The following is a 20,846-nucleotide window of genomic DNA, read 5'->3' on the forward strand; positions in this document are numbered from 1 at the left end:
GCGAGGGTGCCTACGGCGCGTACACGCCCGCGCGGTACTTCGGGATGCGGATGGTGATCTTCATGCCGGCGCCCTCCGCGGTCTCGATCACGAGGCCGTAGGCGTCGCCGAAGACCTGGCGGAGGCGTTCGTCGACGTTCGAGAGGCCGATGCCGTGTCCGTGGCCGCCCTCGCCGCGCAGGATCGCGCGGAGGTCGCCGGGGTTCATGCCGATGCCGTCGTCCTCGATGACGACCTCGGCCTCGGCGCCCGCGTCGGTGGCGCCGATGGAGATGCGGCTGCGGGTGACGGCGCCCTCCAGGCCGTGCTTGACCGCGTTCTCGACGAGCGGTTGCAGGCACAGGAACGGCAGCGTGACCGGGAGGACCTCGGGGGCGATCTGCAACGTCACGGAGAGGCGGTCGCCGAAGCGGGCGCGCACCAGTGCCAGGTACTGGTCGATGGAGTGGAGTTCGTCGGCCAGCGTGGTGAAGTCGCCGTGGCGGCGGAACGAGTAGCGGGTGAAGTCGGCGAATTCCAGGAGGAGTTCGCGGGCCCGCTCGGGGTCCGTGCGGACGAACGAGGCGATCGCCGCGAGCGAGTTGAAGATGAAGTGCGGGGAGATCTGCGCGCGCAGCGCCTTGATCTCGGCCTCGATGAGGCGGGTGCGGGAGCGGTCCAGTTCGGCGAGTTCGAGCTGGACCGAGACCCAGCGGGCGACCTCGTCGGTGGCGCGGGCGAGTACGGCCGACTCGCGGGGCGCGTAGGCGACGACGGCGCCCAGGACCCGGCCGTCCGCGACCACGGGGGCCGCCACCGCCCACCGCAGCGGGCAGTCGTCGCCCCCGCAGCCGCAGCCGAACGCGGCGCTGCGGCCCCCGGCGAGCACCGGCTGCACCCGCTCCATCACATGGGCGGCGTGGGCGTGTTCGGCCGTCCCGTCCCAGGCGAGGACCGTGGAGCGGTTGGTGACGGCGAGGGCGTCCGTGCCGAGCAGCGTGCGCAGGCGGCGGGCGGACTTGCGGGCGGTGTCCTCGGTGAGGCCCGCGCGCAGCGCCGGGGCGGCGAGCGAGGCGGTGTGCAGAGTCTCGAAGGTGGCGCGCTCCACGGGCGTACCGACGTCGCTGCGCCCGTCGGGGTGGGCGGTGCGCCGCCCGAGCAGGAATCCGACGCCGAGCAGCAGCGGGCACAGGGCGATGAGGACCGCGGTGACGGTGCCGCTCACTCCGATCCACCTCCCGGCTCCCCGGCGCGAGCCCGCGGCGGCCGGCCGTCCGGCGGCGTGAGGCCGCGCACGGACGCCTTCAGCGACTCCGGGAGGTGCAGGCGGGTCATCGTCGCCGTCGTGTGCGGCGGGATCGCGTCCCGCGTCGCAAGGGACACCAGGATCATCGCCAGGAAGCCGACCGGCACCGACCACACGGCGGGCCACGCGAGCAGCGTGTGCAGCCAGCCCGAGGTGATCGGTCCGGCCACCGTCAGCGCGACCGCCACGAGGGCCGAGCCGCCGCCGAGGAACAGGCCCGCGAGCGCCCCCGGCGGGGTGAGTCGGCGCCACCAGATGCCCAGGATCAGCAGCGGGCAGAACGAGGACGCCGACACCGCGAACGCCATTCCGACCGCGTCGGCGACCGGCACCCCGTCCACCAGGAGCGCTCCGCCCAGCGGCATCGCGATCGCGAGCAGCACGGCGAGCCGGAAGTGCCGCACGCCGCGCGCCTGGAGCACGTCCTGGCTGACGACCCCGGCCACCGCCATCGTCAGCCCCGACGCGGTGGACAGGAACGCCGCGAACGCGCCGCCCGCGACCAGCGCGCCCAGGAGGTCGCCCGCCACCCCGTCGAAGACGCGCGCCGGCAGCAGCAGCACGGTGGCGTCGGCGTCCTGGGTGGCGGTGAGCTCGGGCGCGTACAGGCGGCCCAGCCAGCCGTACACGGGCGGCAGCAGGTAGAAGAGGCCGATCAGGGCGAGGACCACGACGGTGGTGCGGCGGGCCGCGCGGCCGTTGGGGCTGGTGTAGAAGCGGACGACGACGTGCGGCAGGCCCATCGTGCCCAGGAACGTGGCCATGATCAGGCCGTACGTGGCGTAGAGCGGGTGGTCGGCGCGGCTGGTGGCGAGCGGCTGGCCCGCGCCGACCCCGGCGGACGGCGGGGCGAGGGTCGCGGCCTCCGGCGGCGGGGCGCCGTTGCCGTGCCAGGCCAGCAGGAGGAAGAAGGCGGGCACGAGGAGCGCCGTGAGCTTGAGCCAGTACTGGAAGGCCTGGACGAAGGTGATCGAGCGCATGCCGCCCGCCGCGACCGCGAGCACCACGACCGCCGCGACGAGCGTCGCCCCGAACCAGCGGGGCGCGCCCGTGAGGATCTGCAGCGTGAGTCCCGCGCCCTGGAGTTGGGGCACCAGGTACAGCCAGCCCGCGCCGACCACGAACAGGCTGACCACGCGCCGCACCTGGCGGGATTCGAGCCGCCCCTCGGCGAAGTCGGGCAGCGTGTACGCGCCCGAGCGGCGCAGCGGCGCGGCGACGAAGACCAGGAGGACGAGGTAGCCCGCCGTGTAGCCGACCGGGTACCAGAGCATGTCTGGGCCGTGGATGAGGAGCAGGCCCGCGATGCCGAGGAAGGAGGCGGCCGAGAGGTACTCACCGCTGATCGCCGCCGCGTTGAGCCGCGGGCCGACCGTGCGGGAGGCGACGTAGAAGTCGGACGTCGTACGGGAGACGCGCAGGCCGAAGCCGCCGATGAGGACGGTGGCGAGGACGACGACGGCGACCGCCGGGATCGCGTACGCCTCGTTCACGGCGTTGTGTGGTCGGCGGGGCGGCCACGCACGAGGTCGGCGAAGTCGCGTTCGTTGCGCTCGGCGCGGCGCACGTACCACCAGGCGATCAGCACGAGGAACGGGTAGCAGCCGAAGCCGAGGACGAGCCATTGCACGGCGGCGTTGCGCAGGGCGCCGAAGAACAGGGGCAGGACGGCGACGGGGACGGCGAGGAGGGTGAACGCGGTGATGCCGGCGCGGAGTTGGCTGCGCATGAGCGAGCGGACGTATGCGGCGCCGAGGGTGGTCTGTTCGTCGATCTCCCGGTGCGTACGGAGGCCTGCCGGGCCGGGGACCTGGCGGGGTTCGCCGGTCACGGTTTCGCGTTGCGGGTGATCGGGCACGGGCGGAGTTTAAGCAGGTCGGGTGGGCCGGCGGAAGGGGTTGCTTGCGGCCGGACGGTGTTGCGGTCACGGGGCGCTGACCCGGACCCCGCGCCTCAATCGCCGGCGGGGCTTGAATTTGCTCGACCGGCGCCGAGGCCGCTCGAAGAGATCAGACGGCACCGGGGCTTGAATCGCGCAATCCGGCAGCCGGATCGCTCAAGGTCTGCGCATCAAGAGTTCGCGGACGCGGCTCGCGTGGCGGCGGCTCACCGCGATTTCCGCCTCGCCGACCCGGACCGTCATTCCGCCTCCGTCGAGGCGGAGTTCGTCGATGCGGTGGAGGGCGACGAGGTGGCTGCGGTGGACGCGGACGAAGCCGAGTTCCTGCCAGCGTTCCTCCAGGGTGCTGAGCGGTATCCGCACCAGGTGGCTGACGCCGTCCTGCGTGTGCAGGCGCGCGTAGTCGCCCTGCGCCTCGGCGTAGGTGATGTCGGCGACGGCCACGAGCCGGGTGATGCCGCCGAGTTCGACGGGGATGCGGTCCGCGACGGTGGCCGGCGGCGCGCTGCTCACGACGCGTTCCGCGACCCGGCTCACGGCCTCCGCGAGGCGTTCGCGGCGCACCGGTTTGAGCACGTAGTCGACGGCCTTGAGGTCGAAGGCCTTGACCGCGAAGTCCTCGTGGGCCGTGACGAAGACGACGAGCGGCGGGCGGGCGAAGCCGGCGAGGAGGCGCGCCACGTCGAGGCCCGTCAGGCCCGCCATGTGGATGTCGAGGAACAGGACGTCGATCGCGCCGTCCGCGCCGTCGAGGGCCCGGCCGATGCGGCGCAGCGCCTCGTTGGCGTCGGTGGCGCCCTCGGCGCTGCGGATCCGCGGGTCGGCCCGCAGGAGGTACAGGAGTTCGGCGAGGGCGGGTTCCTCGTCGTCGACGGCCAGTGCGCGCAACATGCGGCGGAGTGTAATCGCGCGGTCGCTTGAATGAATCAGCCGCCTCCTGCGTACCGGTGGGCGACAGCAGGAGGAAGGCATGTGGTCCCTGGAACGGCATCGCGACGTAGGCGCCTACGCGCTGGGGGTTCTCGACCCCGCGGAACGCTTCCGCTTCGAGGACCATCTGCCCGAGTGCGCCGCGTGCGCGTCCCTGGTCGGCGAACTGGCGCCCACGACGGGCGCGCTGGCGCTGTACGCGCGGGCGACACCGCCGTGCGTGGAGGTGCTGGCGCGACCGGCCCCGACGCTCCTCGACCGGGCCGTGGACCGGCTCGGCGCGCTGCACCGCAGGATGCGGCGCCGGCTGTGGGGCGCGGCCGTCGCGGCGGTGCTCGTGCTCGCCGCGGCGGGGCAGGGGGTCGTGCTGCTCACCGGGGCCGGTGCCGGACCTGCCGGGCACACGGCGACCTTGAGCGGGCACGATGCCGCGACCGGCGTGGCGGCGACCGTGACCGCGGACGACCGGGACTGGGGCACCCAAGTGGGCCTGGACGTACGGGACTCGGGCGGTCCGCGGGTGTGCGAGCTGGTCGCGGTGGGCCGGGACGGCTCGGAGCAGACGGTGGCGACGTGGACCGTGCGCGGGGACCCGGTGGCGCTGGACGGCGGGGTGGCGGCGCGGCCCGCGGATCTCGCGCGGTTCGAGGTGCGGGCGGCGGACGGGGAGCCGTTGCTGACGCTCCCCCTCCAGTGAGCCGCTACTTCAGCAGTCGCGACATTCGCCGGTCCGCCAGTGGCTTGCCGTCCGTCTGGCAGGTCGGGCAGTACTGCAGCGCGCTGTCGCTGAAACTGACCTCGCGGACGGTGTCCCCGCACACGGGGCACGCCTCCCCGGTCCGTCCGTGCACGCGAAGGCCGCTCTTCTTCTCGGCCTTGAGCTTCCCGGCGGCGACCCCGCGCGAACGTTCGACCGCTTCGGCCAGCGTCGTGCGCATCGCCTCGTACAGCGTGTGCACGTCGTCGGCGCTCAGCCCGGCCGTCGGTTTGAACGGGGACATGCGGGCGGCGTGCAGGATCTCGTCGCTGTAGGCGTTGCCGATGCCGGCGATGAGCGACTGGTCGCGCAGGGCGCCCTTGATCTGGCGCCGCTCCCCCTGCAACAGGCGCGCGAAGGCCGTCTCGTCGAAGTCGTCGGCCAGCGGGTCGGGGCCGAGGCGGGCGACGCCGGGTACGTCGCCGGGGTCGCCGACCACGTACACGGCGAGCTTCTTGGTCGTGCCCGCTTCGGTGAGGTCGAAGCCCTCGCCGGTCTCCAGGGCGACGCGCAGCGCCAGCGGTCCCTTGCCGGGTTTGGGCGGGCCGTCGGGCAGCCGGTCCTTCCACTGGAGCCAGCCCGCGCGGGCCAGGTGCGTGACCAGGTGGGGACCGTCCTCGGTGGCCAGGTCGAGGAACTTGCCGTGCCGCGCCACGGACGTGACCGTGCGGCCCTCCAGGGCGGTGAGCGGCGGGTCGTACGTCTTCAGGACGCTCACCGCGACCGGCAGGACGCGCACGATGTCGTGTCCCGCCAGGCGTTCGGTGAGGAAGTCCTTGAGCGCTTCGACCTCGGGGAGCTCCGGCATGCCCTACAGCCTCTCACTCGCGCGCGGGCACCACGAATTCGCACCAGACGCACTTGCCCACGCCGCGCGCCTCCACGCCCCACACGTCGGCGAGCTGGTCGACGAGGAACAGGCCGCGCCCCGAGACGCCGTCCTCACCCGCCTCCCGGCGGCGCGGCAGGGCGCTGGAGGTGTCCTCCACGTCGACCCTGAGTCTTCGCTCGGCGCCGGTCAGGACGCGCAGGGTGACGATGGCGGGTCCTTCGGTGTGCATGAGGGCGTTGGTGATCATCTCGTCGGCGACGAGTTCGATCTCGTCGGCGCTGTCCCTCGCCCCCCAGGCCCGCACGGCGTGCCGGATCATGTGGCGGGCGGCCGTCAGGGCCTCCGGGTCGCCGGGCGGCACGTGTTCGGTGAGCCGGCCACCGCTCTGCACGGCGCCCGCGCCGCGGCGGCGCAGGAGCAGCAGCGCCACGTCGTCCTCGATGTCGCGTTCGTCGACAGAACCGACGAGCCGGTCCGCGAGCTCGTCGACGTCGTCGGGCCCCGTGCCGATGAGCGTGGTGAGGGTCTGGAGGCCGTCGTCGAGGTCCGTCCCGGGCCGTTCGACGAGGCCGTCGGTGCACATCACCAGCGCCTCACCGGGGTCGAGTTCGGCGGTGGTCACCGGGTACTCGAGGCGCCCGAACTCGGCGGACAGGCCGAGCGGGAGCCCACCCTCCACCGGCAGTCGGCGGCAGTTCCCGCCGGTCAGGCGGAGCAGCGGGTCGAGGTGCCCGGCCCGCACCAGCTGGACGACGCCGGTCGACAGGTCGGCCTCCGCGTACAGGCAGGTCGCGAAGCGGTCGGTGTCGAGTTCGTGCAGGAAGGAGGAGGCGCGGGCCATGACAGTGGCGGGCGTGTGGCCCTCGGCGGCGTAGGCGCGCAGCACGATGCGCAGCTGGCCCATGACGGCGGCGGCGTGCGTGTCGTGTCCCTGGACGTCGCCGATGACCGCGCCGACGCGGCCGCCGGGCAGCGGGATCACGTCGTACCAGTCGCCGCCGATGTCCCGGCCGAGGGACGCCGCGCGGTAGCGGACGGCGATGTCGGCGCCCGGCACCTCGGGGATGCTGCGCGGCAGCATGGCCTGCTGGAGGCCCTGGGCCAGGTCCTTCTCCTGCTCGTAGAACATGGCGCGCTGAAGGCTCTGGGCGATGCTGCTGCCGAGCGCGACGAGGACGTTGCGCTCGGACTCCGTGAACCCCGCGCGGTCGTGGTACAGCAGGCCGACCGCGCCGATGGGCCGAGCCTGCGCGATGAGCGGCAGATAGGCGGCGGAGCTGATCCCCAGGTGGGCGATGTGCGGCCACAGCTCCGGGTACGACGCGGCGAAGTCCTGGGCCGATTCGATGAAGCGCGGCTTGAGGGTGCGCACGACCTCGCTCATCGGGTACGGGGCGTCGATGGGCGTGATGCCGGTGCCGGGCACGAAACTGCCCTTGGGCCCCTCGGCGAGCAGGTGGATGCGCCCGGCCTTGACGCGGCCCATCACGAAGCTGGTTGCGCCCAGGTGGTAGATGCCGTGGGTGTCGCGCAGCACGTCGACGACCTCGTCGACGGTGCGCGCGTGGGCGAGCGCGGCGGTGGTGTGCTGGACGACGCTGGTCTCGCGCCTGCGGGCGGCCTCGCGGGCCTCGCGCTCGTGCTGCACGGTAGCGTCGTTCAGCTCGTCGGTGGCATCGCGCACGATGCCGACGATGCGCCGCGGCCGGCCCTGCTCGTCGCGGCGGATGTAGCCGCGGGTGTGGGTCCAGCGCAGTTCGTCCGTGCGGGTGCGGATGCGGAAGTACGTTCCGTAGCTCTCGTCGCCGCTCTTGAGCGCGCGGGAGACGAGGGTGTCCAGCCGTGCGCCGTCGCTGGGCGGCACCCGCTGCCCCAGGGTCTCCGGGTGGTCGTCGTATTCGTCGGGGCGCAGGTCGAAGACCTCGTGGGCCTGGGCGTCCATCGCCATCAGGCCGGTGTCGAGGTCCCAGTCGAAGCTGCCCATGCGCAGCGCCCGGCCGTAGGCCTCCAGAAATCCGTGCGAGGCGTCCTCCGGGCCCTCCCCGCCTGGGGCGTTCCCGGACTCCTCGCCGCCCCCGTCACCCTCGCCCATGGGCCCCACGCTAGGCCGAGCCCCCTTGGCCCGCACGTCGTGACCTTGATACGGACGCGGGGACACACTGGAGGCATGGACTGGTTCGGCGCATCGGACCCATGGCTCGCCCGCCTGGTGTTCCAGCGCGGGCTCGCGGCGCTGTACCTCGTCGCGTTCGTGGCGGCGGCGCTGCAGTTCCGGGCGCTGATCGGGGAGCGCGGGATGACGCCGGTCCCCCGGTTCCTGGCCCGCGTGCCGTGGAAGGCCGCGCCCACGCTGTTCCGGCTGCACTACTCGGACCGGTTCTTCGCCGGGTGCGCGTGGGGCGGCGCGGCGGTGGCGGCCGGGCTGCTCGCCGGGGCGGACGGGCTGCTGCCGCTGTGGGCCGCGATGCCGCTGTGGCTGGTGCCGTGGGCTCTGTATCTGTCGATCGTGAACGTCGGCCAGACCTGGTACGGCTTCGGCTGGGAGTCACTGCTCCTGGAGGTCGGCTTCCTGGCGGTGTTCCTCGGCAACGACGAGGTGGCGCCGCCGGTCCTGGTGCTGTTCCTGCTGCGCTGGGTGCTGTTCCGCCTCGAATTCGGGGCCGGGCTGATCAAGATTCGCGGCGACGCGTGCTGGCGGAAGCTGACCTGTCTCGACTTCCACCACGAGACGCAGCCGATGCCGGGCCCGCTGAGCTGGTTCTTCCACCACCTGCCGCGCCCACTGCACCGGGTGGAGGTGGCGGCCAACCACGTCACCCAGTTGGCGGTCCCCTTCCTGCTCTTCGCCCCGCAGCCGGTCGCCACGTGGGCCGCCGCCCTGATGATCGTGACCCAGCTGTGGCTGGTCGCCTCGGGCAACTTCGCGTGGCTGAACTGGCTCACCATCGTCCTGGCCGCCTCCGCCCTCGACCTGTCCGCCCTGCACGCCACACCGGCGCTCCCCGAGGCGCCGCTCTGGTACGAGGTGGTGGTCATCGCCCTCACGGCGGCGGTCGCGGTGCTCAGCTACCGGCCGGTGCGCAACCTGCTCTCGCGCCGCCAGTCCATGAACCGCTCCTACGACTCCCTGCACCTGGTCAACACGTACGGGGCGTTCGGATCGGTCGGCCGGGTCCGCCAGGAGATCGTGATCGAGGGGACTACGGACGAGGTGCCGCGCCCCGAATCGGGCTGGCTGGCCTACGAGTTCAAGGGCAAACCGGGCGATCCGCGCCGCCTGCCGCGCCAGTTCGCGCCGTACCATCTGCGGCTCGACTGGATGATGTGGTTCGCCGCGCTGTCACCCGCGTACGCCCGGTCGTGGTTCCAGGGCCTGGTCGAGCGGCTCCTGGAGGGCGACCGGGACACGCTGCGGCTGCTGCGCCGCTCCCCCTTCCCGGCCGACGCGCCGCCCGTGCACATCCGGGCGCGCGTGTACCGCTACCGCTTCACATCGTGGCGGGAGCTGCGGGAGACGGGGGCGTGGTGGGAGCGGACCTACGTACGGGAGTTCCTGCCGCCGACCCGGCTGAGGTAGATACGGCGAGCGGTCTCCCCGAAGACGTGCAGGTCTGCGCCGCCGACCAACTCCCGGGCGGTGTCGACGACTTGCTGATACGTCGCGGCGAGCGTGCACACCGGCCAGTCGGAGCCGAACATCACGCGGGCGGGCCCGAAGGCGTCGACGACCGTGTCCGCGTACGGCCGCAGGTGGTCGACGGTCCAGCCCGACCAGTCGGCCTCCGTGACCATGCCGGAGAGCTTGCAGACGGTGTTGGGGAGCGCCGCGAGCGCGCGGACGTCGTCCCGCCAGGGGGCGAGTTCCCCCGCCGCGATCGGCGGCTTGCCCAGGTGGTCGAGGACGAAGGTGAGTCCCGGGTGCTCGGCCGCGGCCCTGACGCAGGCCGGCAGCTGGTGCGGCAGGACCACCAGGTCGTAGACGAGCCCGGCGTCCGCGACCGCGGCCAGCCCGCGCCGCACGTCGGGCCGCAGCAGCCACCCGGGGTCGCTCTCGCCCTGCACCTGATGTCTGATGCCCACCAGGTGCCGCCCGCCCGGCAGCTCCCGCAGCCGCGCCAGGGTGTCGCGGACGTCGGGCCGGGTCAGATCGGTCCAGCCGACCACTCCCGCGACGAGGTCGCTGCGCTCGGCGAGCGCCAGGAACTCGGGGGTCTCCTCGGCGACGGTCACCGTCTGCACGAGCACGGTCGCGTCGACGCCCGCAGCGCGCAGCTCGGGGGCCAGCTCGCCGAAGGTGAACGTACGGCGGATCGGGGCGAGTTCGGAGCCGGTGATCCAGTCCTGGTCGCGTACGGAGAGGTCCCAGACGTGGTGGTGCGCGTCGACGATCCCGGGGGTCACGGCAGCTCCCACACGACGGGCAGTCCGGCGTCCGCGCCTTCGGCGGAGTAGTCGTGGGCGACGTCGAGGAGTTCGTCCATGCGGGCCTGCCAGGCGATGTTCACGGGCAGCTTGTCGAGTTCGGAGAGCATGCGGGCGTAGTCCTCGCACTCGATGACGTGGAACAGGTCCGTGCCGCTGCGCCAGATCGTCCACTGCCGGGCGCCCGCCGCGCGGATCGCGGCGACGAGTTCCTCCGGCACCTCGCGGTGGGCGGCCTCGTACTCGTCGATCAGGTAGGCGTGGACCTTGGTGTGCAGGGCGACTCTCATGCGGACGACTCCTGTTCGGAGGGGACGGGCACGTCGGCCGGGAGGAGGTGGGTGTCGCCGGCCTCCTGCCAGAACGCGGCGGGCACCTCCGCGCTGAACTGGCGCGCCGTGTCGGCGACTTCGGCCGCCGAGCGGGTTCCGACGAGCACACTGGTGACGCCCGGGTGCCCGAACGGGAAGGCGAGCGCGGCGGCACGCAGGGTGGTGCCGTGGCGCTCGGCGAGGTCTTTGAGCCGGCGGGCGCGGGCGAGGACCTCGGGCGGGGCGAGGGCGTAGTCGAACGTGCCGCCCTGCTGGGGGTCTGCGAGCAGTCCGGAGTTGAAGACGCCGCCGATGACGACGGAGACGCCGCGTTCGACGGCCGCGGGCAGCAGCTGCTTCAGGGCGCGCTGGTCGAGCAGCGAGTAGCGGCCCGCGCACAGCACCACGTCCACGTCGGTGTCCCGAACGAAGCGGGTCAGCATGGCGGACTGGTTCATGCCCGCGCCGATGGCGCCGACGAGCCCCTCGCCGCGCAGCCGCTCCAGCTCCGGGTAGGCCTCGCCGAACGCCTCCTTCGCGTGGTCGTCGGGGTCGTGGAGGTAGACGACGTCGATCCGGTCGAGGCCGAGCCGGCCGAGGCTCTCCTCGATGGAGCGGCGCACCCCGGCGGCGCTGAAGTCCCACACCCGGCGGGTGGTGGCGGGCACGGCGAAGCCGTGGGCGCTGTCGTCGCCGCCGTTGTGCGGTTCGAGGAGTCTGCCGACCTTCGTGGACAGCGTGTACGAGCCCGTGGGCCGGCCGCGCAGATGCTCCCCGATCCGGCGCTCGGACAGGCCGAGGCCGTAGTGCGGCGCGGTGTCGAAGTAGCGCAGGCCCGCGTCCCACGCGGCGTCCAGGGCGAGGTGGGCCTCCTCGTCGCCGACGGGTGTGTAGAGGTTGCCGATGGCCGCGCCACCGAAACCGAGCGCGGTGACCGGGACGTCGGTGCGGCCGAGTGTGCCGGTGCGCATGCGGGTCACTGCCCCACGGGGCGCAGCCGCAGCCCCTGCATGCCGCCGTCCACGGCCATGGACGTGCCGGTCGTCGCGCCGGACAGCGGGCTCGCCAAGTGGGCTATGGCGCCCGCGACTTCGGCGGCGGAGACCAGGCGGCCTGTGGGCTGGCGGGCTTCGAGGGCGGCGCGCTCGGCGGCCGGATCGTCGGCCTTGTCGAGGAGCCGGCCGACCCAGGGGGTGTCGGCGGTGCCGGGGTTGACGCAGTTGACGCGGATGCCCTCGCGGATGTGGTCGGCGGCCATGGCGAGCGTGAGGGAGAGGACCGCGCCCTTGGACGCCGCGTACAGGGCCCGCTGCGGGAGTCCCGCCGTGGCGGCGATGGAGCACGTGTTGACGATCGCGGCGTACCCGGAGTCCCGCAGCGCGGGGAGCGCGGCACGGGCCACGCGGACCATGCCGATGACGTTGACGTCGAGGACCCGGTGCCATTCCGCGTCGTCGTTGTCGGCGACGGTGCCCTGGGCGCCGATGCCCGCGTTGTTGACGAGGACGTCGAGTCCGCCGAGGTCGCCGACGGCCGTGGTCACGGCGGCCCGTACGGCGGTGTCGTCGGTGACATCGGCGGCGTATCCGCGCAGCGGCTTCTCCACGTCGGTGATGTCGCGGTCGAGCACGGCGACGTCGGCGCCGCGCGCGGCGAGCAGCTCGGCGGTGGCCCGGCCGATGCCGGAGGCACCACCGGTGACGAGGGCCTTCAGGCCGGCGAAGTCCTGCACGTTGGGGACGCTGGGATCGCTCATGCGGCGGCTCCGTTCGGGTCGGTGGTGTCCTGCTCCTGTGCGGCGAGGTCCTGCACCCAGAACTCGCCGTCCGGGTAGGTGAATTCGGCGATGGACGAGGTGTGCATGGTGGCGGAGAAGCCGGGGGCCGTCGGGGCGGCGTAGTGGCCCTCGCGGACGACGACCGGGTCGACGAAGTGCTCGTGCAGGTGGTCGACGTACTCGATGACTCGGTCCTCGGTGGTGCCCGACAGGGCGATGTAGTCGAACATCGACAGGTGCTGGACGAGTTCGCACAGGCCGACGCCGCCCGCGTGCGGGCAGACGGGGACGCCGAACTTCGCGGCGAGCAGCAGGATCGCCAGGTTCTCGTTGACGCCGCCGACGCGCGCGGCGTCGATCTGCAGGATGTCGATCGCGCCGGCCTGGAGGAGCTGCTTGAACACGACGCGGTTCTGCACGTGTTCGCCGGTGGCGACCTTCACGGGGGCGACGCCTCTGCGGATGGCCGCGTGTCCCAGGATGTCGTCGGGGCTGGTGGGCTCCTCCACCCAGTAGGGCGCGAACTCGGCCAGGGCGTTGGTCCATTGGACGGCGTCGTCGACGTTCCAGCGCTGGTTGGCGTCGACGGCCAGGCGGATGTCGGGGCCGACGACCGCGCGGGCGGTGCGGCAGCGGCGGATGTCGTCGTCGAGGTCGGCGCCGACCTTCAGCTTGATCTGGGTGAAGCCGTCGGCGACGGCCTGCCGGGCGAGGCGGGTGAGCTTCTCGTCGCTGTAGCCGAGCCAGCCGGGCGAGGTGGTGTAGCCGGGATAGCCGCGCTCGACGAGGCGCGCGGTGCGCTCGGCGGCTCCCTGCCGCCCCGCCCGCAGCAGGTCGAGGGCCTCGTCGGGGGTGAGGGCGTCGGCGATGTAGCGGAAGTCGACCTGGGACACCAGCCACTCGGGCTCGGCCTCGGCGAGCAGCCGCCACAGCGGTTTGCCGGCGCGCTTGGCGGCGAGGTCCCAGGCCGCGTTGACGACCGCGCCGATCGCCATGTGCATCACGCCCTTCTCGGGCCCGAGCCAGCGCAGTTGGCTGTCGCCGATCAGGTCGCGATTGAGGCTTCCGGGGTCGGCGCACAGCGCGTCGAGCGGGCGGCCCACGACGTGCTGGTCCAGGGCTCGGATCGCGGCGACCTGGACGTCGTTCCCGCGCCCGATGGTGAAGGTGAAGCCGTGTCCCTCGTGTCCGTCGGGGTCATCGGTGCGCAGCACGACGTACGCGGCGGAGTAGTCGGGGTCGGGGTTCATGGCGTCGGAGCCGTCCAGCTCCCGGGAGGTCGGGAACCGGATGTCGTACGTGTCGACAGCGGTGACACGGGGCGAGGTGGAGGACACGTGCTGCCTTTCGGGCGGGGGCGTGGTCGGGCGGCGTCAGTCCTGGGCGCGGCCGGTGGTGACACGGGCGACCATGAGGGCGAGCAGGATGATTCCGCCGTAGATGGCCTGGATCCAGAAGGACGGCACCTGGGCGAGGGTCAGCATGTTCTGTACGACACCGAGCAGCAGTACGCCGGTCAGGGCGCCGAACATGGTGCCCTTGCCGCCGTCGAGGCTGATGCCTCCGATGACTGCCGCGGCGAACACCGTGAAGATCATGTTGTTGCCCTGGTTGGCGCTGATGGCACCCACGTATCCGGTCTGCATGATGCCGCCGACGGAGGCGAGGACACCCGCGACCACGAAGACACCGAGCATGACGCGCTCGACGCGGATGCCCGCGGCGCGCGCGGCCTCGGCGTTGCCGCCGATCGCGTACAGGGCCCGGCCCACCCGGTGGTACTTGAGGACGAGCCCGGCGACACCGAACGCGATGGCGGCGAACCACACCGACATCGGAACGCGCAGGAACGTCGAGGTGGCGAGCGCGAAGAACGCGTCGGGCATCCCGAACAGCGTCTTGCCCTTGGTCGCCCCGACGAGCAGCCCGCGCAGCACGATCAGCATCGCGAGCGTCACGATGAACGCGTTGAGCCGCAGCTTGACGACGAGCACACCGTTGAAGGCACCGATGCACGCCCCGGCCACGAGCACCGCCAACAGCGAGACGGCGACGGGGAATTCGGTGCCGAACCCGGACTGCGCGACGGGCAGCACGAGCAGCGCGCCGAAGGCGGGCGCGATGCCGACAACCGATTCGAGCGACAGGTCGAACTTGCCGCTGATGAGGACAAGGGACTCGGCGAGGACCACCATCGCGAGGGCGGCGGAGGAGCCGAGGATGGAGATGATGTTCTGCTCGGTCAGGAACGAGTCGTTGAGGACGGCACCGAGGATCAGGAGGAGTATGAGGGCGGGCACGAGGGCGAGTTCGCGTGCGCGCCGCAACAGAACATTCTTGGCACTATTGAGCCCCGCTGTTGGACGAGAGCCAGCGGGGTCCGGGGCAGAGCCCCGCGGCCTGGGCACCGGAGTGTCCGCAACTTTACGGGTGGACGTCACTGGCAACCCCCTCGATCGACGCGACAAGCGCATGGTCGGCCCACCCCGCCGCGTGTTCCGCGACGACGCGACCGTGGAACAGCACAAAAACCCGGTCGCAGCGCCGCAGGTCATCAAGCTCGTCCGACACGACGAGGACCGCCGTGCCGTCGTCGCGCGCACTGTCGACCCTCCGCAGCAGCGACTCCTTCGACTTCACGTCGACCCCGGCGGTCGGGTTGATGAGCACGAGCAGCCGCGGGTCGGAGGCCAGCGCACGGGCCATCACCACCTTCTGCGCGTTGCCGCCGGACAGGTCGGAGACGGCCTGGTCGGGCCCCTCCGCATGGATGTCGAGCCGCTCGATCAGCTCACTGGCGAACCGCCGGCGGCTCTCCGTGCCGATGAATCCGCGCCGGCCGAGCCGCCCGAGCACCGACAGCGTGGAGTTGTCGCCGATGGACATGCCGGTGACGAGCCCCTGGTCGTGCCGGTCGCGCGGCACGCATCCCACGCCCGCGGCGAGCGCGGCTGACACGTCCCCGAAGGGCAGCGGACGCCCGTCGAGCCGGGCCGTGCCCGACGTGGGTGTGTGCAGTCCGGCGAGGGACTCCGCGAGCGCGATCTTGCCGCTGCCGCTGGAGCCCGCGAGCCCGACGACCTCGCCGCGCCGCACGGTCAGGTCCACGTTCTCGTAGGTGTCCGAGGTGAGGCCCGCGACCTCAAGGACGACCGGCTCGACGGCCTCCTCGGCCGCCTGCTCGACGACGGCCTCCGCCGCTGCCGCCGCCTGTTCCGCGACCGCCTCCCCCGCCATCGCCTCGACGAGTGCGGGCCGGGGCAGTTCGGCGACCGGAGCCGTGGTGATCCAGCGGGCGTCGCGGAGCACGGTGACCGTCCGGCACACCTCGTACACCTCCTGGAGGTGGTGCGAGATGAACAGGAAGGTCACGCCCGAGTCCTGGAGGGCTCGCATGCGGGCGAAGAGGCGCTCGATCTCCCGGTTGTCGAGCTGCGCGGTCGGCTCGTCGAGGACGATGAAGCGGGCGCCGCCGCTCAACGCCCGTGCGATCTCGACCATTTGGCGGTCCTCGACCTTGAGGTCCGCGGTGCGTGCTCCGGGGTCGACGCGGACGTCCCAGGTGTCGAGCAGCCCGCGGGCCTCGGCGTCGAGCTTCTTCCAGCTGAAGAAGCCGCGCCGGGCGCCCGGCTGCCGGTTCAGGAACAGATTCTCCGCGACGGTCAACTCGGGTATGACGGTGGGCTTTTGGTAGACGCAGGCGACCTTCGCGCGCCACGCCTCGCGGTCGCCGAGCGGCGGCGCGGGCGCACCGTCGAAGGTGAGCGTGCCGTCGTCGGCGGCCTGGAGCCCGGTGAGGATCTGGACGAGCGTGGACTTGCCCGCGCCGTTGCGCCCGACGAGCGCGTGGGACTCGCCGGCGCGCACGGTGAGCCGGCCGTCGGCGAGGGCGACCGTGGGCCCGTAGCGCTTGACGATGCCGCGGGCCTCGACCAAAGGAGCGGTGGGGGCGGTCACTTGACCGTGTTTCCCCACAGCTCGGAGTCGTCGACGTTCTTCTTGGTGACCAGCGGGGCGGGCAGCTGGTCCTCCAGAGTGCCGCTGGGCAGCTTGACGATCTTCGAGCCGTGGTCGGTGGGGCCGGGCTTGAACTTCTTCCCCTGCATCGCGGCCTTGATGTAGTACATGCCGTACTTGGCGTACGTGTCGGCGGGCTGGGACACCGTCGCGTCGATCTGACCCTTGCGGATGGCGGCGAACTCCTGCGGGATGCCGTCGTTCGACACGATCGTGATGTGCTTGGGGTCGCCCGCCGTCTTCAGCATCCCCTTGGACTTGAGGGTCTGGAGCGTCGGGGCGAGGTAGACGCCGCCCGCCTGCAGGTAGATGCCCTTGATGTCGGGGTTGGCGTTGAGGAGGGTGTCGAGCTTGGAGGCGGCGGTGTCCGACTCCCACTTCGCCGGGATCTCCAGGACCTTCAGCTTCGGGTACTTCTCCTTCACGCAGTCCCGGAACGCCTTGGAGCGCTCACGCCCGTTCACGGACGCGAGGTCGCCCATGACCTGGACGACCTTCCCCGACTTCACATGGTCGCCGAGGTAGCCGCAGGCCTTCTTGCCGTACGCGACGTTGTTGGCGCGGACGACCATGGCGACCTTGCCCTTGTCGGGCGCGACGTCCACGGCGACGACCGGCACGCCCTTGCGCTCGGCCTGGTCGAGCCCGGCGCCGATGGCGGCGCTGTCGAGCGGCGCGACGACGAGGCCCTTGACGCCCTGGTTGAGCTGGTTGTTGATGTCCGTGATCTGCTGCGAGGGGTCGCTGTTGGAGTTGACCGTCTTCAGCGCGTCCACGCCCTCGGACTTCGCCATCTTCGGCACGTAGTCGTTGTACGACTGCCAGAACGGCGAGGTCAGCAGCGGCAGTACGACACCCACCTTGCCCTTGCCGTCGCCGCCTCCGCCGCCCGCTCCGGCCGCGGTGTCCTTGGTGCTGCCGCAGGCGGCGAGCGCGAGCGCGGCGCACCCGAACAGGGCGGCCGCACTCAGCCCTCGCCTTCGGGAACCGCGGCCGCGTGCCGCCCCGTTCCCCCTGGTCGTTCCCTTCGAGTCCATCGTGGTGCCAGTCATCGGACTGCTCCTCGGCTCCTGAAGTCATGGGCGCGGCCGGTCTCCGCCCCTCCGGATACGCCCGCGCCGAGATATTTATCAGACCACTTCGGCGCCCCAACACCCTTCGTAGGCAAGTTTTCTGGGTATTTACCGGGTCGGGCACGAGCAAGAGGTCCGACTTCCCCCGTAGTGGTCCGACCACCTGGCTGGTTACACTGCGCGCCATGCAGAAGGCCACCGTCACCCAACGGGCCATTGAACAGCTCAAGGCGATGATCGGCAGCGGCGAGCTCCAGCCGGGCCAACGACTGCCCACCGAGCGGGACCTGGCGGCGCAACTCGGCATCTCGCGCAGTTCCATGCGGGAGGCGATCCGGGCACTCACGGTGCTCGGCGCCCTGGAGGCGCGCCACGGATCGGGCATCTATGTCACGCAGTTGGAGGCCGGTGACCTCCTGGAGACGTTCGGGGTGGTCGCCGACCTGTCGCGCGGGCCCCGCCTCGTGGAACTCCTGGAGGTGCGTCGCATCCTGGAGTCGACGGCCACCGCGCTCGCCGCCGCACGCATCACGCGCACCCAACTTGCCGAGGTGGAGGACCACTTGGCGGCGATGGAGGCGACGGACGATCCGGACGAGATCCTCTCCCACGACCTGGCGTTCCACCGGACGATCGCCGCGGCCGCGGGCAACGACACGATGGCGGCGATCCTGGAGGGCCTGTCCTCCCGGACCTTCCGGGCGCGCGTGTGGCGCGGGTACGAACAGGAGGGCGCCTTCGAGCGCACCCGCCGCGAACACGCCCGCATCCTGTACGCCCTGACGGCCCGCGACCCGGAAGCGGCGCGGGCCGCCGCCGCGGCGCATGTGGGCGAGGTGGAGGAGTGGATGCGCGGGCAGTTGGGCTGACCCCCGACAGGCACTCCGGGCCCGAGCGCCCACCGCTTGCCACGGCACGTTCGACGACGACTCCCACCAGCAACCTTCCCCCGGAGGAGACCCCCGCATGATCCAGCCCTGGTTCACCGACGGAAAGCTCGGGATCTTCATCCACTGGGGGATCTACGCCGTCGACGGCGTGGCCGAGTCGTGGTCATTCTTCAACGGGCAGGTCCCGTACGACACGTACATGCGCCAGCTCGACGGCTTCACCGCGCGGGCCTACGATCCGGACGACTGGGCGGACCTCTTCGCCCGCGCGGGCGCGCACTACGCCGTGCTCACCACCAAGCACCACGACGGCCTCGCTCTCTGGGACACCGGGGCGAACGACCTGTCGGTGGTCAAGCGCACCCCGGCCGGCCGCGACCTGATCGGACCGTACGTCGACGCACTCCGGCGCCGGGGCATCAAGGTCGGCTTCTACTACTCCCACCTGGACTGGTCCCATCCCGACTACGCCAGCATCCGGCCCGCCGACCAGAATCCGGGCGACCGCGGCAACCCGTACTCGATGCCGGCCGCGGGCGACGAGGATCCGGCCCGCTGGGAGTCCTTCCTCTCCTTCCACCGCGCGCAGATCCGCGAGCTGCTCACCCGCTACCAGCCGGACCTGCTTTGGTTCGACGGCGAGTGGGAGCGCAGCCCGCAGCAGTGGCGCATGACCGAACTCGCGCATCTCATCGGCGAGTTGTCTGCGCACACCGTCTCCAACGGCCGCCTGAGCGGCCACGGGGACTACGCCACCCCCGAGCAGGGCGTCCCGATCGAGCCACCGGCCGGACCGTGGGAACTGTGCCTCACCCTCAACGACTCCTGGGGCTACCAGCACGGCGACACCGCCTGGAAGAGCCCCCGGCAGATCGTCCGCATCTTCGCCGAGACCATCGGCGGCGGAGGAAATCTGCTGCTCGACGTCGGACCGCGCGAGGACGGCACCGTACCGGCCGAGGCCGCCGACCGGCTCACGACGCTCGGCGACTGGATCGGGCGCCACGAACCCGCCGTGTACGACACCTCGCGCGGGCTTCCGCACGGCCACTTCTACGGCCCGTCGGCCCTCTCCGCCGACCGCCGCACCCTGTACCTCTTCACGTTCGACCGGCCCAACGAGTACGTGGTGCTGCGCGGCGTCCGCAATCAGGTTCGGACGGCGCGCGTCGTCGGCACGGACACGGAGATCCGCCACGAACGCGTCGGCGGCCTCGGCGAGGTGCCCGGCTGGGAGTACCTCCACCTCGACGACGACACCCTCCTGGACCCGTACTGCACGGTCCTCGCCCTGGAACTCGACGGTGAACTGGACTTGTACCGGGAACACGCTCGGGACTGACCTGGAGGCCCCTGCGGGGGCGGGATTCCGCCCTCGGAGCGCGACCGCGCCACGTAAGGAGCAGTCGAGCACAGCGGGTATTACACGGGCTGTCGGAGGACTCCATGCTTGCGGACACGGTCAGGACATGGGTGGCGGGCTGGGCCGTGTCACGGCGGACGCCTTCACCGGTCGCGCAGCCCTGGGGGTTCTACATCGCGGTGACCGACAACCCCGCCGAAGTGGGCCGCCATGTCCTCCCCGAGGCAGAGGAGTCGCTGGTCCGCGACGCGGCCGCCTCCGTGACGGTCCCGCGGACCTGGATGAAGACGAGACGGGCGAGCCGGCGGCCCAGGGGCGGGCGGCGCTCGTCGGCGAGGCAGCGGTGGTGGACCGGGTGGTGACCTCGGAGCGCACCGGCGGCGCGGCCTGGGCGGCTTCGTGATGCGCACACTCGCCGACCAGGCCGCGGCCCGGGGCGCGCACATCGGCGTCCTCGGCGCGACGGACACCGGCCGCGCCCTGTACGAGACCTTGGGCTGGAAGAAGCACTCGACGATCGCGGAGTGCATCTACCGCCCCTGACACTCACCCCGCCGCCGCCGCCACCTCCACCGCCGTCAGCAGCAGTTCCAACGCCACCTCGAACGAGCTTCCCGCCATCAGCGGCAAGTGCTCGCGCACCGCACCCAGTTGAGGGTGGGTGTCGGCCGACAGGGTCGCGTACTCCCCCGTCCACGCCCGGTCGTCCGCCTCCCTGCGCTCCGGCGGCAGCGCCAAGTACGCGGCGTCCAGGGCCGCGTGGCCGAGGACGGTGTCGACGAACGCGGAGTAGTGGCGCACCGCGTCCTCGTCGTCGAACCCGGCCCGCCGCAGCAGGCCGATGCCCGCGTCGACGGCCCGGAACTCGTGCGCGCGCCGCGTCACCCGGTACGCCGCGAGCGCCGCGACCCGCGGGTGCGCGCGGTACCCGCGGTGGATGCGCAGCCCGAACTCGCGCAGCCCGTCGCGCCAGGCCATCCGCTCGGGGTGGAAACCGTCCATGGCCTCACCGATGATCCGGTCGGAGACGGCGAGCAGCAGGTCGTCCGTGCTGTGGAAGTAGCGGTACAGCGCGCTCGGATCGCAGCCCAGGGCCGCGCCGAGGCGGCGCACGCTCAGCGCGTCGGACCCGTGCTGCCCGACCAGGCGCAGCGCACAGTCGACGATCACGTCCTCGGACAGCAGCACCCCCGACTTCGTCGGCTTGCGTCGCCGCCGTTCAACCGGGATCCGCCCCTCCGTCATGACCCTCTCCCCTCCCTCGCCGGGCGCGTCCCTCTTATGACAAC

At 72.1% G+C, this 20,846-nt stretch carries 21 protein-coding genes; 6 read left to right on the forward strand and 15 right to left on the reverse strand.

Annotated elements, in window-relative coordinates; translation table 11 throughout:
• Positions 1-10: 10 nt before the first annotated feature.
• The 4 genes from ACIA8D_RS37435 to ACIA8D_RS37450 form a co-directional block, all read right to left on the reverse strand.
• Entirely contained in the window at positions 11-1,210 is a 1,200-nt protein-coding gene (locus ACIA8D_RS37435; protein ID WP_399239227.1) for a sensor histidine kinase, read from the reverse strand.
• On the reverse strand, positions 1,201-2,778 hold the full coding sequence (locus ACIA8D_RS37440) for a cation acetate symporter (protein WP_399239179.1): 1,578 nt from the start codon (positions 2,776-2,778) through the stop codon (positions 1,201-1,203). The genes ACIA8D_RS37435 and ACIA8D_RS37440 overlap by 10 nt, the downstream gene beginning before the upstream one ends.
• The gene (locus ACIA8D_RS37445) at positions 2,775-3,116 is read right to left on the reverse strand and encodes a hypothetical protein (RefSeq protein ID WP_399239228.1); all 342 of its coding nucleotides are present in this window, start codon (positions 3,114-3,116) and stop codon (positions 2,775-2,777) included. Before ACIA8D_RS37445 ends, ACIA8D_RS37440 begins: the two co-directional genes overlap by 4 nt.
• 225 nt (positions 3,117-3,341) lie before the next feature.
• The gene (locus ACIA8D_RS37450) at positions 3,342-4,076 is read right to left on the reverse strand and encodes a LytR/AlgR family response regulator transcription factor (RefSeq protein ID WP_399239180.1); all 735 of its coding nucleotides are present in this window, start codon (positions 4,074-4,076) and stop codon (positions 3,342-3,344) included.
• A gap of 79 nt (positions 4,077-4,155) precedes the next feature.
• Between ACIA8D_RS37450 and ACIA8D_RS37455 the strand changes: the two genes are divergently transcribed.
• Positions 4,156-4,812, forward strand: coding sequence for a zf-HC2 domain-containing protein (locus ACIA8D_RS37455; protein ID WP_399239182.1), 657 nt, complete (start codon positions 4,156-4,158; stop codon positions 4,810-4,812).
• Between the two features lie 4 nt (positions 4,813-4,816).
• Here ACIA8D_RS37455 and ACIA8D_RS37460 read toward each other — a convergent pair whose 3' ends face one another.
• Both ACIA8D_RS37460 and ACIA8D_RS37465 read right to left on the reverse strand, forming a co-directional pair.
• The gene (locus ACIA8D_RS37460; protein WP_399239184.1) at positions 4,817-5,680 is read right to left on the reverse strand and encodes an Fpg/Nei family DNA glycosylase; all 864 of its coding nucleotides are present in this window, start codon (positions 5,678-5,680) and stop codon (positions 4,817-4,819) included.
• Positions 5,681-5,693: 13 nt separating this feature from the next.
• Positions 5,694-7,796 carry a SpoIIE family protein phosphatase gene (locus tag ACIA8D_RS37465; protein WP_399239186.1) on the reverse strand — a complete coding sequence of 701 codons (2,103 nt, stop codon included), beginning with the start codon at positions 7,794-7,796 and terminating at the stop codon, positions 5,694-5,696.
• A 75-nt stretch (positions 7,797-7,871) separates the two neighbouring features.
• Between ACIA8D_RS37465 and ACIA8D_RS37470 the strand changes: the two genes are divergently transcribed.
• The gene (locus ACIA8D_RS37470; protein WP_399239188.1) at positions 7,872-9,281 is read left to right on the forward strand and encodes a lipase maturation factor family protein; all 1,410 of its coding nucleotides are present in this window, start codon (positions 7,872-7,874) and stop codon (positions 9,279-9,281) included.
• On the opposite strand, the gene ACIA8D_RS37475 is transcribed toward ACIA8D_RS37470, so the two are convergent.
• Genes ACIA8D_RS37475 through ACIA8D_RS37510 form a run of 8 tightly spaced genes read right to left on the reverse strand, consistent with a single transcriptional unit; the run spans position 9,242 to position 17,283 of the window.
• A complete protein-coding gene (locus tag ACIA8D_RS37475) occupies positions 9,242-10,105 on the reverse strand; it encodes an amidohydrolase family protein (protein WP_399239190.1) in 864 nt (287 codons plus the stop codon). The genes ACIA8D_RS37470 and ACIA8D_RS37475 overlap by 40 nt on opposite strands.
• On the reverse strand, positions 10,102-10,416 hold the full coding sequence (locus ACIA8D_RS37480) for an L-rhamnose mutarotase (RefSeq protein ID WP_399239192.1): 315 nt from the start codon (positions 10,414-10,416) through the stop codon (positions 10,102-10,104). Before ACIA8D_RS37480 ends, ACIA8D_RS37475 begins: the two co-directional genes overlap by 4 nt.
• On the reverse strand, positions 10,413-11,408 hold the full coding sequence (locus ACIA8D_RS37485; RefSeq protein ID WP_399239194.1) for an aldo/keto reductase: 996 nt from the start codon (positions 11,406-11,408) through the stop codon (positions 10,413-10,415). Before ACIA8D_RS37485 ends, ACIA8D_RS37480 begins: the two co-directional genes overlap by 4 nt.
• Before the next feature lie 5 nt (positions 11,409-11,413).
• Positions 11,414-12,169, reverse strand: a complete 756-nt coding sequence (locus ACIA8D_RS37490) for an SDR family NAD(P)-dependent oxidoreductase (protein ID WP_399239230.1) — start codon at positions 12,167-12,169, stop codon at positions 11,414-11,416.
• 20 nt (positions 12,170-12,189) lie between these two features.
• On the reverse strand, positions 12,190-13,551 hold the full coding sequence (locus tag ACIA8D_RS37495) for an L-fuconate dehydratase (protein ID WP_399239196.1): 1,362 nt from the start codon (positions 13,549-13,551) through the stop codon (positions 12,190-12,192).
• Positions 13,552-13,587: 36 nt separating this feature from the next.
• The gene (locus ACIA8D_RS37500; RefSeq protein ID WP_399239198.1) at positions 13,588-14,688 is read right to left on the reverse strand and encodes an ABC transporter permease; all 1,101 of its coding nucleotides are present in this window, start codon (positions 14,686-14,688) and stop codon (positions 13,588-13,590) included.
• The gene (locus ACIA8D_RS37505) at positions 14,639-16,171 is read right to left on the reverse strand and encodes a sugar ABC transporter ATP-binding protein (protein ID WP_399239200.1); all 1,533 of its coding nucleotides are present in this window, start codon (positions 16,169-16,171) and stop codon (positions 14,639-14,641) included. The genes ACIA8D_RS37500 and ACIA8D_RS37505 overlap by 50 nt, the downstream gene beginning before the upstream one ends.
• Positions 16,168-17,283, reverse strand: a complete 1,116-nt coding sequence (locus ACIA8D_RS37510; protein ID WP_399239202.1) for a sugar ABC transporter substrate-binding protein — start codon at positions 17,281-17,283, stop codon at positions 16,168-16,170. Before ACIA8D_RS37510 ends, ACIA8D_RS37505 begins: the two co-directional genes overlap by 4 nt.
• Before the next feature lie 206 nt (positions 17,284-17,489).
• On the opposite strand from ACIA8D_RS37510, the gene ACIA8D_RS37515 reads away from it, so the two are divergent.
• The 4 genes from ACIA8D_RS37515 (at position 17,490) to ACIA8D_RS37530 (ending at position 20,100) form a co-directional block, all read left to right on the forward strand.
• Positions 17,490-18,173: a FadR/GntR family transcriptional regulator gene (locus tag ACIA8D_RS37515; protein ID WP_399239204.1), complete on the forward strand. Its 684-nt coding sequence runs from the start codon at positions 17,490-17,492 to the stop codon at positions 18,171-18,173.
• A gap of 97 nt (positions 18,174-18,270) precedes the next feature.
• On the forward strand, positions 18,271-19,536 hold the full coding sequence (locus tag ACIA8D_RS37520; protein WP_399239206.1) for an alpha-L-fucosidase: 1,266 nt from the start codon (positions 18,271-18,273) through the stop codon (positions 19,534-19,536).
• A gap of 104 nt (positions 19,537-19,640) precedes the next feature.
• Positions 19,641-19,919: a hypothetical protein gene (locus tag ACIA8D_RS37525; RefSeq protein WP_399239208.1), complete on the forward strand. Its 279-nt coding sequence runs from the start codon at positions 19,641-19,643 to the stop codon at positions 19,917-19,919.
• Between the two features lie 40 nt (positions 19,920-19,959).
• Complete coding sequence (locus ACIA8D_RS37530) at positions 19,960-20,100, forward strand: hypothetical protein (RefSeq protein WP_399239210.1); 141 nt, start codon at positions 19,960-19,962, stop codon at positions 20,098-20,100.
• 3 nt (positions 20,101-20,103) lie between these two features.
• Here ACIA8D_RS37530 and ACIA8D_RS37535 read toward each other — a convergent pair whose 3' ends face one another.
• Positions 20,104-20,802 carry a TetR/AcrR family transcriptional regulator gene (locus ACIA8D_RS37535; protein ID WP_399239212.1) on the reverse strand — a complete coding sequence of 233 codons (699 nt, stop codon included), beginning with the start codon at positions 20,800-20,802 and terminating at the stop codon, positions 20,104-20,106.
• Between the last annotated feature and the right edge of the window lie 44 nt (positions 20,803-20,846).

Origin of the sequence: Streptomyces sp. NPDC051684 (assembly GCF_044453445.1) — a bacterium.
In the GTDB taxonomy this organism is placed as follows: Bacteria; Actinomycetota; Actinomycetes; order Streptomycetales; family Streptomycetaceae; genus Streptomyces.